General features: G+C 55.9%; 16 protein-coding genes. 7 read left to right on the top strand and 9 right to left on the bottom strand.

Going from position 1 to position 14,148, the window contains the following annotated elements; genetic code table 11:
- The first annotated feature begins 41 nt into the window (after positions 1 to 41).
- Entirely contained in the window at positions 42 to 326 is a 285-nt protein-coding gene (locus K1V27_RS10440; RefSeq protein WP_258929935.1) for a hypothetical protein, read from the top strand.
- 177 nt (positions 327 to 503) lie between these two features.
- On the opposite strand, the gene K1V27_RS10435 is transcribed toward K1V27_RS10440, so the two are convergent.
- Positions 504 to 1,076: a hypothetical protein gene (locus tag K1V27_RS10435; RefSeq protein WP_258929934.1), complete on the bottom strand. Its 573-nt coding sequence runs from the start codon at positions 1,074 to 1,076 to the stop codon at positions 504 to 506.
- Positions 1,077 to 1,358: 282 nt separating this feature from the next.
- On the opposite strand from K1V27_RS10435, the gene K1V27_RS10430 reads away from it, so the two are divergent.
- Positions 1,359 to 2,453: an FAD:protein FMN transferase gene (locus K1V27_RS10430; protein ID WP_258929933.1), complete on the top strand. Its 1,095-nt coding sequence runs from the start codon at positions 1,359 to 1,361 to the stop codon at positions 2,451 to 2,453.
- An 80-nt stretch (positions 2,454 to 2,533) separates the two neighbouring features.
- On the opposite strand, the gene K1V27_RS10425 is transcribed toward K1V27_RS10430, so the two are convergent.
- From K1V27_RS10425 to rsxC, 6 genes are all read right to left on the bottom strand, one after another.
- On the bottom strand, positions 2,534 to 3,430 hold the full coding sequence (locus K1V27_RS10425) for an RnfABCDGE type electron transport complex subunit B (protein ID WP_258930112.1): 897 nt from the start codon (positions 3,428 to 3,430) through the stop codon (positions 2,534 to 2,536).
- Positions 3,431 to 3,582: 152 nt separating this feature from the next.
- Entirely contained in the window at positions 3,583 to 4,314 is a 732-nt protein-coding gene (locus tag K1V27_RS10420) for an electron transport complex protein RnfA (protein WP_258929932.1), read from the bottom strand.
- A gap of 5 nt (positions 4,315 to 4,319) precedes the next feature.
- Positions 4,320 to 4,949: an electron transport complex subunit RsxE gene (rsxE, locus tag K1V27_RS10415; protein WP_258929931.1), complete on the bottom strand. Its 630-nt coding sequence runs from the start codon at positions 4,947 to 4,949 to the stop codon at positions 4,320 to 4,322.
- A complete protein-coding gene (locus K1V27_RS10410) occupies positions 4,950 to 5,636 on the bottom strand; it encodes an RnfABCDGE type electron transport complex subunit G (protein ID WP_258929930.1) in 687 nt (228 codons plus the stop codon). It abuts the gene before it with no gap.
- A gap of 68 nt (positions 5,637 to 5,704) precedes the next feature.
- Positions 5,705 to 6,679 (bottom strand): RnfABCDGE type electron transport complex subunit D, encoded by a 975-nt coding sequence (locus K1V27_RS10405; RefSeq protein ID WP_258929929.1) that lies wholly within the window; start codon positions 6,677 to 6,679, stop codon positions 5,705 to 5,707.
- A gap of 73 nt (positions 6,680 to 6,752) precedes the next feature.
- On the bottom strand, positions 6,753 to 8,114 hold the full coding sequence (rsxC, locus tag K1V27_RS10400) for an electron transport complex subunit RsxC (protein ID WP_258929928.1): 1,362 nt from the start codon (positions 8,112 to 8,114) through the stop codon (positions 6,753 to 6,755).
- Between the two features lie 267 nt (positions 8,115 to 8,381).
- Between rsxC and sixA the strand changes: the two genes are divergently transcribed.
- Entirely contained in the window at positions 8,382 to 8,837 is a 456-nt protein-coding gene (gene sixA, locus K1V27_RS10395) for a phosphohistidine phosphatase SixA (RefSeq protein ID WP_258929927.1), read from the top strand.
- Positions 8,838 to 8,961: 124 nt separating this feature from the next.
- On the opposite strand, the gene K1V27_RS10390 is transcribed toward sixA, so the two are convergent.
- Positions 8,962 to 9,498 (bottom strand): hypothetical protein, encoded by a 537-nt coding sequence (locus K1V27_RS10390; protein WP_258929926.1) that lies wholly within the window; start codon positions 9,496 to 9,498, stop codon positions 8,962 to 8,964.
- 421 nt (positions 9,499 to 9,919) lie between these two features.
- Here K1V27_RS10390 and K1V27_RS10385 point away from each other — a divergent pair, with 421 nt between their 5' ends.
- The 4 genes from K1V27_RS10385 to K1V27_RS10370 are packed head-to-tail and all read left to right on the top strand — an operon-like array spanning position 9,920 to position 12,898.
- The gene (locus tag K1V27_RS10385) at positions 9,920 to 10,297 is read left to right on the top strand and encodes a DUF1499 domain-containing protein (protein ID WP_258929925.1); all 378 of its coding nucleotides are present in this window, start codon (positions 9,920 to 9,922) and stop codon (positions 10,295 to 10,297) included.
- 34 nt (positions 10,298 to 10,331) lie between these two features.
- Positions 10,332 to 11,546 (top strand): MFS transporter, encoded by a 1,215-nt coding sequence (locus tag K1V27_RS10380; protein WP_258929924.1) that lies wholly within the window; start codon positions 10,332 to 10,334, stop codon positions 11,544 to 11,546.
- 12 nt (positions 11,547 to 11,558) lie between these two features.
- On the top strand, positions 11,559 to 11,762 hold the full coding sequence (locus tag K1V27_RS10375) for a hypothetical protein (protein WP_258929923.1): 204 nt from the start codon (positions 11,559 to 11,561) through the stop codon (positions 11,760 to 11,762).
- Entirely contained in the window at positions 11,759 to 12,898 is a 1,140-nt protein-coding gene (locus K1V27_RS10370) for a PQQ-dependent sugar dehydrogenase (RefSeq protein WP_258929922.1), read from the top strand. Before K1V27_RS10375 ends, K1V27_RS10370 begins: the two co-directional genes overlap by 4 nt.
- A 174-nt stretch (positions 12,899 to 13,072) precedes the next feature.
- Here K1V27_RS10370 and K1V27_RS10365 read toward each other — a convergent pair whose 3' ends face one another.
- Positions 13,073 to 14,032, bottom strand: a complete 960-nt coding sequence (locus K1V27_RS10365) for a DMT family transporter (RefSeq protein WP_258929921.1) — start codon at positions 14,030 to 14,032, stop codon at positions 13,073 to 13,075.
- Between the last annotated feature and the right edge of the window lie 116 nt (positions 14,033 to 14,148).

The following is a 14,148-nucleotide window of genomic DNA, read 5'->3' as shown; positions in this document are numbered from 1 at the left end:
GGACAGCGGACTGCTTTTGGCCGGGAAAGGATACGGCCCGGGTGATGGGACTGGCAATGGTGGTGCCGGCCCTGACGACGGGACTGGATATGGGCCCGGCGATTGTTCAGAACATCGTGACGGCATGTTACTGTTGGCCGGACAAGGAGCCGGCGGTGGCTCGGGTGACGGCAATGGGCGTGGCGGCAATGGTCACGGCGGTGAAGCCAATGGACCCAATGGCGACGGCACCGGTGAGGGTGGGGGAGGCCATGGCCACGGACATGGGGATGGCACGTCCGACGGCAATGGTCCTGGCGATTGTGCATGAATACAGTTTTCAATGAAAGGGTTCCGCGTTTCAGGTAGGCTGGGTTAAAGCAGGGAGCCCGGAGTAACAGGTGCTGGGTTGAGTCTCGTGCGCCGCGTGATTCACCCAGCCTGCCTGAAAACCTGATCCTGGAGGGTATAGCAGTCGATCCTGCTATCGCTGTTGATTAGCCCTACTTTTCACTGAGCCGACATCATCTTCGCACCGGATATTCCCAGAAATCCGTTTCAACCCCGTCATCTCCAAAGCGACGCCAGCCAAAGGCGCCTCCTCCCTCGGTCGCTCGTCCGCTGTAGGCAAAGGCCATGAGCCTGGTCCCCGGCGGGACAGGGAATGAGCCGCTGAAGCGCAGTTCGACGTCGGTCCTGCGAAAGGAACCGCCGGCAATATTCCTGGCGGCCAAAATGACACCGCCGGCATCGGCCAGGAGCAGTTGAAGATTGAAGTAGCGGATGACGGTGAAATTGATCTGGAGGTGGTCGGCAAATCGGATGTTGCCCGCGATTTGAAAAGTGTCGCCAGAGTGAAGATATTTATAGCGAACGGACAAATCTCTGCTCGTGTAGGTGCCCATCTGCTCAGTACCTGGCACGATGGAGATTTCATGTCCGGGAATGATTCCGGCACCCTCGGGATTTAAGGCCAGCGTGCCGCACCCGTTCAACAGCCCCGCCAACAGAAGCGCGCAAGCGGCTGCGATGCAGGCAGGGGCACAACTGAAGGTATGAGCTTTTGCGGCCTGTCTGTTACTTCCCATGGGTGCCATAAGCCAATGTCCTCCACTCATTCGCATCAGCTTAAAAATCCGTGCAGAAAGTCTGCGTCCCAGCGTCCATGCGCGTACCCTCAGCCTTCCGTCCAACCCCAAAAGCCGTCGAAGACATCCATGGGACTGTTATAGGTCCTGCGTCCAATCTTCGCAACGTTCACCCCAGACTCCGATTGTGATGAAAAGTATGTCGACAGATCGGTCTTCAGGGATGTAATGTGAACCGCTCAAAACGAATGGGCAGCATCCCCTCAACGGGTGCTTGAGAGGAAGGTCACTTTGCCGGCACGACGCTCGCAACTCACGTTCAGCAGGGCCAACAGGGGATATATGTTGAATCCCTCTCATAATCAGGCACTGATAACTGCATGCCTGTTGCTCTTGTTTGTCATCGTTGGATGCTCAAACCAGGAAAAACTCTACCGGGATGTCCGCCCTTTGATGGGGACCATGGTAGAAATCACCATCTGTCACAGCCGGGAATCGCAGGCTTTGATGATCCTGCAACGGGCCTTTGAGGAGATGGCAAGAGTCGAGAACATGACGAGCCGTTACCGGGACGGCAGCGAAATCTGCGCGATCAACGCGCATGCCCATGACCATCCGGTTAAAGTGTCCGACGAACTGTTTGATTTGCTGCAGCAATCGGCGAGATACTATGAAATGACCCGTGGTGCTTTCGACATCAGCGTGGGGGCGCTCATGTCCGTGTGGCCCTTCTGCGCAGAAGAAATCGTGTTACCGACCCGGCAGCAGATCCTCAATGCGCTCAGATCGGTTGGAATGGACAAAGTGCGGCTCGATCCTCGAGCCAGGACGATCGCATTCACGTGGTCCGGCGTGGCTTTGGATTTGGGGGGGATCGCCAAGGGCTACGCCGTCGACCGGGCCGTCGAGATACTCAAAGCGAAAGGGGTCAAATGCGCCCTGGTGAATGCGGGAGGAGACCTTTACGCTTTGGGAAGGAAACCGGGCGGTAAAAAGTGGCGCATGGGAGTTCAGCATCCGCGTCGGTTGGATCGGCTGGTCTGCGCATTTGACATAGAAGATACGGGCATTGCCACATCGGGAGACTATGAAAGATTTTTCTTAAAGAACGGTGTGAGGTACGGCCACATCCTCGATCCCAACTCCGGCCTGCCGGCGTCGACATCGGTCAGTGTCACTGTTCAGGCAGGCGACACTACCCGGGCAGACGCTTTGGCCACCGGGGTGTTCGTGCTGGGGCCGGAAAAAGGTCTGGCTTTAATCGAAAGCTTGCCCGGTGTCGAAGGAGGCATCATTTTTCAAGGGGCGGACGGCACCTTACAGGTTTCCGTTTCGAGCGGTTTTAAAACGCTTTTCCAGGTTGACGGGAAGGACCTGCGCCCGTGACGGTTTGCTGCTGGTTTGCTCCATCGGAAGCACTCAATCAACGGAGATTCGCACGGGTAAGGTGGCGCAGAGCAACGACATCAGCCCCACCATTCGGTATCGTCCACCGTTGTCTTAAAATCCGCTTCGATCACGCGCGGCAGGGTTTTATCCGAAACAGCCTCCTGGTCTCTTGGAGACGGCTTGCCCATTAAAACAAGCCCCTTTCTCGGGCACTTTTGCACCGCTTTGGAGAGTTCCTCCATAAAATCGCCGCAGTACTTGTCGTAGTCGATTGCGGGAAGATTCTCTTCCATATGGAACAGGCTGCAAAACCGGGAGCACGCCCGGCACCCGATGCATCCCACCTTGCAGACTACCTTGACTTCGTCGCCAATGTCCTTATTGGAACAGGTCACCGCCAGCATCCGTTCGTATTTGAACGGGATCATGGTGATGATGTTTCTGGGGCACGCCTTGGCACATGCACCGCAACCCACGCACTTCTCATAGTCCACCGTCGCCAAGCCGTCGATGACATGAATTGCATCAAATTCACAGGCGCGCTCGCAATCGCCGAACCCGAGGCAGCCATAGGTGCATCCCTGGACGCCCGCCACCAGATTGGCGGCTGAACATTTCTTTTCACCGTGATATTCAGCTCGGTCCAGCCTGTCGTCGTAGTGTGCGCCGCAATGCACGATGGGACGATAGGGCCAGGACTGTGCGACTTCCACGCCCATAATGCCGGCCAGGGCGGCCGCGCAACTGTCTCCCCCCACGGTGCATTTGCTGACCGGGGCCTTGCCGGCCACAACCGCTTCTGCATAATCGCTGCATCCCACATAGCCGCAACCGCCGCAATTGGCGCCGGGAAGTGCATCGATGACTGCTTCCACCCGGCTGTCAACGTCGACGTGAAAGGCCCGATTGGCCCAGCCCAGAATATATGACATGGTTACCGCCATCCCAACCATTGTTGCGGCGGCAAGACTCACCGTAACCCAAATCAAATCGCAGCCTCCCGGTTAACAGTCGAATTTTCTTTCAATCATAACATGCTAGCCGCGCTGATGAACCCCCTTGACTCGCGGGTTCATCCAGGGAATCGATGCGTCGAGACCGTTCAGCAACCACCCCCCGGGCGCTGTCATTCGCGGCTGCTCTGTTGCGCCTGAACCGGAGATGGAGTCATGGCTTTTTTCAATCCCGAGTCCACCCCGGTGAACCCCATGAAGGCCATGGCCAGAATGCCGGCCACCAGCAGGGTAATTCCCGCACCCCTGAGGGATTGGGGAACATCGCATAATTCCAGTTCTTCGCGTATGCCGGCCATGATGGTGATGGCGATGGTGAATCCCACACCGCCAAAAACCGCGAGGGTAAGGGATTTGCCCAGGTCCCAGACATCGGCCGGGTTGTCCACCCCCACAATGTGGCTAAAAATGATCAGACACGCGAAAAGAATGGCGCAGTTGGTGGTGATGAGGGGCAAAAAGACGCCGAACGACCGGTAAAGGGACGGATAGAACCTGCGCACATACATTTCAACAAACTGAACAGATGAAGCGATGGCAAATATGTAAACCACGTAGCTCAGAATAGTCAAATCAACCTTGGCCGCAGCGTCGGGAGGCATGAACCAGCCTGCGACAAATTTTGACAGCGGAGCGCCCGGCATCAGAATGAAGGTCGTAATGGTCCAGCTAAGTAGGGCTGCAATGGATATCACAAAGGTTACGGCAAAACCCATCCCGATAGCCATGTCAATCCGACGGGATACCCCAATGAACGGACAAATGCCGACAAAGTAATAGAGCACAAAATTATTGACCAGTGCCGCTCCGAGAGCAATCAGGATGATGTCGGTGAAATACAGCATGATTCTTACCCCCTCTCGCTCTCAGCCTGCTCGGAGCGGCGCTGTTCGAACCAATTGACGGCCCCCACCAGCAGGCCCAGGGTCATGAAGGCTCCCGGCGGCAGAATCATAATGACCCAGTTGGGCCAGGATTCCGGCAACACCTGAACCGAGAACAGCATGCCGCTACCGAGGAGCTCACGCACGGCGGCAATGCTGACGAGGGCCAGGGCAAACCCGGTAGCCTGCCCCAGAGCATCCGCCCCGGCAGCAAACACCGATTGCCTCGAAGCACAGACTTCACAGCGGCAAATGATGATGCAGTTGACGATGATGAGCGGTATGTAGGGGCCCAAGAGTTTGCTCATACCGTACATATATGCCGCCAGAAACCGGTCGGTGATGGTGACAAAGGTGGCGATGATCAGAGTAAAGATCACGATGCGCAAATGTGGCTTAAGCAAATGCCGGATCGTGCTGGTGACGATGTTGGCGCAGAACAGCACAAAGGCAACTGCTCCCGCCATTGTCAGGGCGGCTTGCAGACCGTTGGTCACCGCCAGTGTCGGACAGAGTCCAAGCAACTGCCGATAGACAGGGTTTTCAGGCAGAATGCCCTGGATAAATCGCTCGGCGGGAGTGGGTGCAACGGCCATTTATTTTCCCCTCGCGTTGGCCATGGCGGTCAGGGGACCGCGCAGGTCGGCAACTGCATTGTTTACAATCCCGGTCACACTTCTGGATGAGATGGTCGCGCCGGTTATGGCATCAACTTGATTCGGGTCGCTGGCGCCCCCTTTGGTCACTTCGATGGGCTGAAGCGTCTTCAAGTTGCTGAACTGCTGGCGCCAGTCCAGCGTGATGATCTTATTGCCCAGCCCCGGCGTCTCCTTTTGATCCAGAACAAAAATACCGGTAAGCGTATCGACGGACGGGGTGAAGCCAATCAGGAGTTCGATCTTGTCCGCGTAACCCTGCCCCGAAGACTTGGCAACCCACCCCGCCAGTTTTCCATCCGGATAGCTGGCCTCGTAAATAGTGTAAACGATCCTGCGCTGTTCCTTTTCTACAGCAACCGTATGAGGTTCCACGATCAAAGCCTCTCCCTGCTGGGCCAATTCCTCAGCGAGCTCCGATCCAAGAATAATTTCGGGAATCTTCACATAGGTTTCGTTGGTCTTGTTGGCTGCGATTTTCGGAGCGAGCTCAAGGTGCACTCCGGCCAGAGCGGCGCCGAAAAACAGCGCCAGCATCAGTACCAGCCAGGCCTGCACGAGGTAATTGCGCTTCAGTCGCTCCAGCTTGCCGGGCTCTATTGGTTCCATGGGGTGTAGTGGTTTCATGCTCAAGGCTGCTGCACTCCTGGTCTAAACGATCACGCCTGGAAGCGTTTGGTGAAGATCCTGCATTGTTATGGGATGGCTCCCAGCGGACGAGGAATGGTCCAATGGTTGATCAGGGGGGTCACCCCGTTCATGAGCAGCACGGCAAACATCACGCCCTCCGGATAACCACTGAACAGCCTCAGAACCATGACAAAAAAGCCGACTCCAATGCCGAAAATAAACTTTCCCTTCGGGGTCAGCGGACTGGTGACAGGATCGGTGGCAATGAAAAAGGCTCCGAACAGGAGTGATCCCCCCAGTAGATGATGCAATGCGGTCCAGTTGGATTCAGGATGAACGAGGTTGGCAATCCCGGCGAGAGCCGCGGCCGTTACCACGGTGCCTGCGGGAATTTGCCACGATGCGGTGCGCCGCACGCACAGGTAAAGTCCGCCCAGGATGCAGGCCAAAGCGCTGGTTTCTCCCAGGGATCCGTTGGTCAAGCCCCAAAAAAGGGAGTCCAGTGAAGCCACCGCACCGGTTTGTTTGAAGGCATCCATGGGAGTGGCGCGGGTGATGACATCAACCGTGGCATGGATCTGTTCGTAACCTGGAGCACCCATGGCTCCGGCAAAGGCTATCATCACAAAAGCCCGCCCCACCATTGCGGGGTTGAAGATGTTCATGCCGATGCCGCCAAACACCACTTTCCCCATGCCGATGGCCACAACCGAAGCTATGACTCCTATATACCAGGGAGCAGCGCCCGGTAACGACAGCGCCAAGATGATGCCCGTGACCGCTGCGGAATAGTCGTTGAGAGTCGCCGACTTGGCGCGCATCTTCATGAACAGGGCTTCCGCCGCCAGGCACCCGAGCAAACAGATCATCAGCTGCTTTACCGCATACCAGTGAAACACGTAAAGCGCCATGAAAACAACCGGGCTGAGCCCCAGCAGAACATCCCGCATCATTTTGCGCGTGGTCAAGTCCCTGCTGGACAAGTGCGGCGCCGGAGAGACATGAATGACCGGGGTATATTGCGTTTGTTCCGCTTTCATAATCTTCCTGATATCAAGTTCCGGAGAAGTTCTTATCCTCGCCTGCTCACTCATGTCGGAAAGTGGCAGGCGGTCATTTCCTGTCAGCCAAGAACATGGTCTTGCCGGTGCGCACCAGCTGCACCAGGGGAATGTTTGCCGGGCAGATGTAGGCACAGCAGCCGCATTCAAAACACGCCATTACGCTGTATTTGCGGATCAGATCAAGATTTTTGTGGCGGGCTGCCAGGGCCAGCCGTGTCGGAACCAGGTTCATCGGGCATACGTCTACACAGCGACCGCAACGGATGCAGGTGGTTTCCTGTTCGCGCTCCACCTCCTTGTGTGTGAGAATGGTCAACCCGCTGGTCCCCTTGGTTACAGGGGTAGCCAGGTCATGGAAGGCAAATCCCATCATGGGGCCGCCGGCAATCATCCTGGCAGCATCGGCCGTCATCCCGCCGCAATAGTCGATCAATTCACCCAAGCTGATTCCTATTGGCACCAGGAGGTTCTTGGGATGCACGATTCCTCCCCCAGTGACACTGACCACCCGATGAGTCAAGGGTCTGCCCTTGAGCACGGCACGGGCTACAGCCGCCGCTGTTGCCACATTGCTCACCACCACTCCGACATCCAAGGGCAGACCTCCAAGAGGCACGGTCCGATTGGTCACGGCCTGAATCAGCTGCTTTTCACTCCCCTGCGGATATTTGGTTTTCACCACAGCGATTTTGATGCCGGTCCCCGCTGCCGCCCGTTTCATGCTTTCAATGGCTTTGGGTTTGTTGTCTTCAATGCCGATGATGATATGTCTGGCCCCGGTCGCACGGGCAGCAAGCAGAGCTCCGGTTATGATGGGCGCAGCGGCTTCCAGCATGAGCCTGTAGTCCGGGGTGAGGTAGGGTTCGCATTCGCAGCCGTTGATCATGATGGTGTCAACGGTTTTTTTTTCGTTGGGCATGATCTTGACATGGGTGGGGAACGCCGCACCCCCCAGGCCCACTATACCCGCTCGTGCAATCGCCTCGGCAATCCGTTTGGGATCAAATTCTTGCAGGCCCTGTTTTGGCCAATCTCCGCCGAATATCTCATCCCACAAAGCCTGACCCTGCAGCTGCTCTCCTTCCGCCTGAATTGCTATGGCTCTGACATGCCGACCGTTGGGCAGGGTGGTCACCACACTTTTTTGTACGATTCCGGATAGAGGTGCGTGCAGCGGGGCAGATACGAAACCTTGCGCCTCCGCAACCAGTTCGCCGAACAAAACCTGCTGTTTGCTTTTGACTTTCGGAATGCACGCCGCGCCGGCGCTTTGCAGCAGTGGCAAGATGACTCTTGGCGGTGGAGGTATCACTTCAATGGGCACATCGGCAGCCAGCTCCTTTTTTCCCGGAGGGTGCACGCCATGGGCAAAACTTCCTTTGCCTGGAAACTCCTGCAACTTAGATCTCAACTCAGCTCCCCACTCCAAAAGAAACCGCGCGTAAGCGGATGTGCCGCCGGATCAACAACCACGAATCGACCAAAGGATAAAAGCATTCATAGTTCGATAGTAAACTCTTTAAACCGAAAGGGGGCAGTGAATCAAGGAGTAAATGATGCTGCTTTGAACCGGATTTTAAGCTATGAGTGGAATCAACAGAGTTGATGATTAATTTTCACCTACAGGCATTGGGGCAAGCAATCCGACTCGTCAAAACCCGCTGGTAAGGAGGATTTCATGGCGCTGTATTTGGTCCAGCACGGCAAGAACCTTCCCAAAGAGCAAGATCCCGACAAAGGTCTCTCGCCGCAGGGGAGATCCGAAGTCGAGCGCATCGCAAACGTTGCCAAAGGTTACGCTGTAACGGTTTCCATTATCAAGCACAGCGGCACAAAGAGGGCCCTCGAGACCGCGGAAATATTTACCGCTGCCTTGAAGCCTCCCCAGGGGTTGCAGGAAATCAGCGGCATCGCTCCGCTGGATGATGTCACCCGGCTTCGGCTGGATGCCGGGGATAACGTCATGCTGGTCGGACACCTGCCTTTCATGGAAAGGCTGACTTCCTATCTCACCACAGGTTCAGTGGATAACACCGTCTTTAAGTTTCAAAATGGCGGTATTGTGTGCCTCGACAAGGATGTGGACAAGCGGTCGTGGCATATCAAATGGGCTTTGATGCCCAATATTGGCTGAGATCCTGCCTACCAGGGTGAACTCAGCATGCTTGCGGCCACGCTGTAATTCGGTAAGGACGAGCCCTTCCGGATTGCAGCCGGGGTGGCGGTGCCGGGCAATTGCAGGGTGGTCCATAAGGTGTTTAGCCCTGCCATGCATGGATTCTTTTCTTGATTTGGTCGCACAAGAGAAAGGTTGTTGTCACTTCTTCCGCCGTAACGGTTTGAATGGCGGCAACGGCTCTGGAACCGAGTTTTGCTTCCAGTTCCGGGCAAAGATAGTCCACACAGAGCATATTGCGGACCGTTAGGGTACACCCCCGAGGGCTGAGAAAGTAGCAGCTTTCCCGGCGCACGTGAGTGCGCGGAAGGTTCACTCCAAAAAGCAGATTGGCAATGAGAAGGCTCACATCATACTTGTTTTCCAGCCCTCGACTGCAGCAACTGCCACGCGGCGCCGTCGAGTCGCACGCGGCACAGCTTTTGCCGATCCCCAAAGCGGTCATGCACTGCCAGGAGAGGTGAAGAGCATGCTGCAGCTGCGCCACAAGCCGGCTGATGCGCTGGTCATGGGCAAGTTCCTTTTTCTGGCTGCGGAACAGTTGCTCAGCCAGTTCCAGTTTTTGTTCGATCGGTATGGCGGAGGCAATCCATATGTCTCTGTTGAATTTGTAGCTCATGTCTCTTCCCGCAGCTGAAATGACTAAAGGTGATTTGGGGACTATCGCAAAATTTTCCTGCACCGTCACTTCGGGGCGATACCGTCCGAGCGGGGGGTACAGGAACCGCTCACAATGCCCGATTCCGGCGTATGCTGGAATAGCGCACGGAAAAGGGTTGGGGTATTTTCCAGCGGCTTCTTGATCGTTTCCGTCCCCTTGAGCAGAATGCAGCCCAACGGATACGGACATGGAGTTAACCACAGTACGCGGGATTGTTGCAACATCCGCCTGCGATTGTTTTTTCCCAAAGTCGGAGGATCGTGTTTATTTTATGCGCGAGAGGTGTGATAAGAAGCCAGTGGATGGTATGGGTCTTGAGAAAATGTCACTGGTCTTTGTTGGATTTATGATGTTGGTGAGTTGCACTGGAAATCCGGATATGAAAATCGGCGTTACCGATGGTGCTCTTTCTCCGTGTCCCACTTCACCCAACTGTGTTTCCACCCAGAGTGCGGACGAGAGGCATCGCATTGAACCGATAGAGTACAGCGGGTCGCAAAGTGAGGCGAAGGTAAAACTGCTGGCCGTTATTCGTTCCATGCAGCGGGCCGCGATCGTCGAGGATAACGGCGGCTACCTCCATGTGACCTTCACATCGGCCTTGTTTCGATTTGTAGACGACGTGGAATTCTACTTTCCCGGCGGTAGACAGATCATTCAGATGAGATCGGCCTCGCGGGCCGGTTACTACGACTTCGGAGTCAATCGAAAGAGGATGGAACGGATTCGAAGCTTGTTTCACTTGTTGCCCAGGTGAATAGCACTACACTGTCAATTCGGGGTGATTTAGTTTGACTGATTCTCTACCAGGTTCCCAAGAGATCGAAGCACAGGGGGATAATTTATTCCTGACTTTGCCAAAACTCATTCCCCTGTTCTTTCTTACGACAATCTTTTTCACCAACTTTTTTGCGCGCATCATCGCATCCCCTTTGATGCCCTCCATCGAAGCCGACCTGCATGTGAACCACTCGCAGGCTGGAGTGCTGTTTCTGGTGATCGCCGCCGGATACTTTGTGACGTTGGCCGGTTCAGGGTTCGTTTCCTGCCGCCTCACCCACAGAAGAACCATCATTTTGTCTGCGCTTGTCCTGGGTCTGGCTTTCGTGGCAACTTCCTTCAGCAACACACTCAGCGGCATGAGCATTGGTCTGCTGGTCGTCGGGATGGCGACCGGTCTGTATTTGCCTTCCGGCATTGCGACTCTCACGTCGCTGATTTCACCGCAGCATTGGGGTAAGGCCATTGGGGTCCACGAACTGGCGCCCAATACCGCCTTTGTGATCGCGCCGCTGGTGGCTGAGCTTTTCTTGTCCTGGTTTTCCTGGCGTGCCGTGTTGACGGCGGTGGGCGCCACCTCTTTCTTCATTGGTGTGGCCTATGCCATCTGGGGCAGGGGGGGCGACTTCCCCGGCGAAGCACCCGCCTTCAGCTCCATAAGAGCGCTTTTCCATGAACGAAAATTCTGGGTCATGGTTGCGTTGTTCAGCCTCGGCATTGGCGGTTCTGTGGGCGTCTATGCCATGCTGCCTCTCTACCTGGTGGATGGGCGCGGCATGAACCTTTCCTGGACCAACACCGTGGTGGCGACGTCACGCATCATTCCGCTTGCCATGTCGCTTCTCAGCGGGTGGGCGGCGGACCGTTTCGGGAAATCCCGAACCATAACGATGGTGCTGCTCTTCACCGGGCTTCTGACCGTCCTGATCGGGATCGTTCCGGACTCGTGGGTGGTGCTCGTCGTTTTTCTGCAGCCGATGCTGTCCGTGTGCTTTTTTCCGGCGGCTTTGGCCGCCCTCTCATCGATCGGCCCGGCGAGTGCGCGCAATGTGGTGGTATCGTTCACCATTCCCCTCTCGTTTCTGCTGGGGGCAGGGGCTATTCCCACGCTGATCGGCTTCCTCGGCAACCGGGGATGCTTCGCGTTGGGCATAGTCGCAGCCGGCGGTCTGATAATGGCCGGGGCATTCCTCACTCGCTATTTCGAGCCCCGCGCCAGGAGATGATAAGGAGCCCCAATGGTTCATGTGGATGCCGTGAAAAAGTATTTGAGCGATTTTCCGCTGATAGTATTGGTTGTTCTGTTTGCCGGGGTGGTGGCCGCTTTCATGCGTGGTGTCATCGCTTATCCGCTCGGCTGGTTGGTGGTTGCGGCGCTGATTTATCTGCGCATTGTTAAAATTCGGAGAAGGGACAACCATAAAGAGGAAAATGACAAATGACCAGATTAAGCTCTGCCGTCCTACTGCTAGTCGCTTTGTGCATTTGTTCCTGCTTTCCGGCCCTGCCGTCGCGGAGCCTCAATCTCGATGCCATCGCCATGCCTGCCGGCTTCACCATCGACCTGTACGCCGATAACGTTCCGGGTGCCCGGTCTATGGCCCTGGGGAAGGAGGGAGTGGTATTCGTCGGCACGCGCAGGGAGGGCAAAGTCTATGCCGTGATCGATCACAACCGGGATCACAAGGCCGATGCCGTGATCGTTCTCGCCAGGGATCTGAATATGCCCAATGGAGTGGCTTATCGTGATGGGGCGCTCTATGTGGCTGAAATCAGCCGGGTGCTGTGTTTTGATGAAATTGAGAGCCGCCTGAAAAACCCGACTCAACCTCGGGTGGTGAATGACACTTTTCCGACAGACACTCATCATGGCTGGAAGTACATCGGTTTTGCTCCCGATGGAATGCTCTATGTTCCCGTGGGGGCTCCGTGCAACGTCTGCCGGTCGGAAGATCCCCGCTACGCATCGATCATGCGCATGCATCCCGACGGCAGTGGCCTGGAAATCTTTGCTCGAGGGATCCGCAATACGGTGGGCTTTGATTGGCATCCCCGAACCAAAGTGCTCTGGTTCACCAACAACGGGCGCGACTGGATGGGGGACAATCTGCCGCCGGACACGCTAAACCGGGCACCGGAGAAGGATCGGCATTTCGGTTTTCCGTATTGCCATGCGGGAGATATTCCTGATCCCGAGTTCGGCGGTCAGCGACGCTGCACTGATTTCGCTGCTCCTGCAATCAATCTGGGGCCCCATGTCGCTGCCCTCGGCATGAAATTCTATACGGGAACCCTGTTTCCCCAAGAATACCGCAACCAAATTTTTATCGCAGAACATGGATCGTGGAACAGGTCGGTTCCTATCGGCTACCGGATCACACTGGTACGGGTGCAGGGAGAAAAAGCGGTGAGCTACGAAGTATTCGCCCAAGGATGGTTGCAGGGGGTCAAGGCCTGGGGGCGACCGGTGGACATTCTGCAGATGCCCGATGGAGCACTCCTGGTGTCCGATGACAGAGCCGGCGCCATCTACAGGATCAGCTACAGGAATCAGAGCCATCAGCCGATCAATCCCTGAAGTAGGGCGCATTGGCCTTGGCGCCGATTTCCATGTAATACCCAAATAGATCCCATTGTCCGGCCGGTCAGGCGTGATGGAGCAGGAGGGTCGAGCAGGAATCTCCGCCGCTCTGGATGTCTTGCGGGGCGTCGCCGCTGTGCCAAGGTCTCTTGATGAGGAAGCCAAAAGGCGTTACCGGATTTTGCTGATCCGGGGGTCGGTTGTTGCGTGAACGGTGGCAAGTTCTGTCGGGAACACGAGGGGCTCGGGTTCTCTCTTTTGCTGACTCAGAAAAACACCCAGAAAAACAAGGGCCGCCGCCATGTACTGCAGGCCCGTGAACTTCTCGTCGAGAATCGCCCAGCCAAGCACAAGGGTGAAAACCGGAATGAGGTTGACGCAAGCAGAGGCCTGGCTGGCAGGAATGCGGCTCACCCCGTAATTGTAGAGACCATAGGCACCCAGGGTTATGAATACCCCGAGATAGAGGATACTGAGAGCCGGGACCCCATGGAACTGAGTCGGCAGAGCCGAAGGTCTCAGCAGAAGGTAAGGCAGAAAGAAGAGTGTTCCGATGAACGCCTGCAGAGCGGTCAGGAAAAGCGGTTGATAGCGGGCACTCAATTTCTTGAGGGTGATCGTGTAACCGGTGGCAAATACCATTGCCATGAATTCAAGAAAGTTGCCGAGCTGAGGGTTGGGCGCATCCTCGGCCGGCTCACTACCCATACTCAGCAGGGAAACACCGATAATGGCCAGCGTGAAACCGGAGAAGGTCCTTTTGGTGATCACTTCCCGCAAAAAAATGCGCGCGCCGACTGCAACCAGAAGCGGCAGCATGGCAGCGACCATGCCGGCCTGCGATGCCGTGGTGTTCTGCACGGCTTTGGTTTCAAAAATAAAATAGAGACAGGGTTCGCACAACACCATAAAAAGGATGTATTTCACGTCACCTTTTTGGTAGGTATTCCCTCTGAATCGTCTGATAAGAAAAACAAAACAGATACTGGCGACGACCATGCGGCCGAAGATGACAAAGAACGGATCATAACCCTTGATGGCCAGCTTCAGCGCGATAAAGGAGCCGGCCCACAGCACCATGGCCGTAATCAGACAGAGAATGGGAACCCATTCCGATTTTGCTCGAATCATTCAACAAATCCTGACGGTATGACTCGGGTAACCGCATTGCAGAGTCGGCAGCTGCGACTCCGGCCTGAGAGGTTTACCATCCTCACCTGTTGGAGATCCCTCCCGTGGCAGGACAT

The sequence above is a fragment of the Desulfoferrobacter suflitae genome (assembly GCF_022603395.1).
GTDB lineage: Bacteria > Desulfobacterota > Syntrophobacteria > Syntrophobacterales > Syntrophobacteraceae > Desulfoferrobacter > Desulfoferrobacter suflitae.
The sequence above is the reverse complement of the archived record's forward strand: the minus strand, read 5'-3'. Positions and strand labels throughout refer to the sequence as shown.

Excerpts from the sequence above, each read along its gene's own strand:
- sixA (WP_258929927.1), top strand. The coding sequence starts at position 8,382 with ATGGCGCTGTATTTGGTCCAGCACGGCAAGAACCTTCCCAAAGAGCAA.
- K1V27_RS10385 (WP_258929925.1), top strand. The coding sequence starts at position 9,920 with ATGAAAATCGGCGTTACCGATGGTGCTCTTTCTCCGTGTCCCACTTCA.
- K1V27_RS10365 (WP_258929921.1), bottom strand. The coding sequence starts at position 14,032 with ATGATTCGAGCAAAATCGGAATGGGTTCCCATTCTCTGTCTGATTACG.
- rsxE (WP_258929931.1), bottom strand. The coding sequence starts at position 4,949 with ATGGCCGTTGCACCCACTCCCGCCGAGCGATTTATCCAGGGCATTCTG.
- K1V27_RS10435 (WP_258929934.1), bottom strand. The coding sequence starts at position 1,076 with ATGGCACCCATGGGAAGTAACAGACAGGCCGCAAAAGCTCATACCTTC.
- K1V27_RS10370 (WP_258929922.1), top strand. The coding sequence starts at position 11,759 with ATGACCAGATTAAGCTCTGCCGTCCTACTGCTAGTCGCTTTGTGCATT.
- K1V27_RS10390 (WP_258929926.1), bottom strand. The coding sequence starts at position 9,498 with ATGAGCTACAAATTCAACAGAGACATATGGATTGCCTCCGCCATACCG.
- K1V27_RS10375 (WP_258929923.1), top strand. The coding sequence starts at position 11,559 with ATGGTTCATGTGGATGCCGTGAAAAAGTATTTGAGCGATTTTCCGCTG.
- K1V27_RS10405 (WP_258929929.1), bottom strand. The coding sequence starts at position 6,679 with ATGAAAGCGGAACAAACGCAATATACCCCGGTCATTCATGTCTCTCCG.
- K1V27_RS10420 (WP_258929932.1), bottom strand. The coding sequence starts at position 4,314 with ATGCTGTATTTCACCGACATCATCCTGATTGCTCTCGGAGCGGCACTG.
- K1V27_RS10410 (WP_258929930.1), bottom strand. The coding sequence starts at position 5,636 with ATGAAACCACTACACCCCATGGAACCAATAGAGCCCGGCAAGCTGGAG.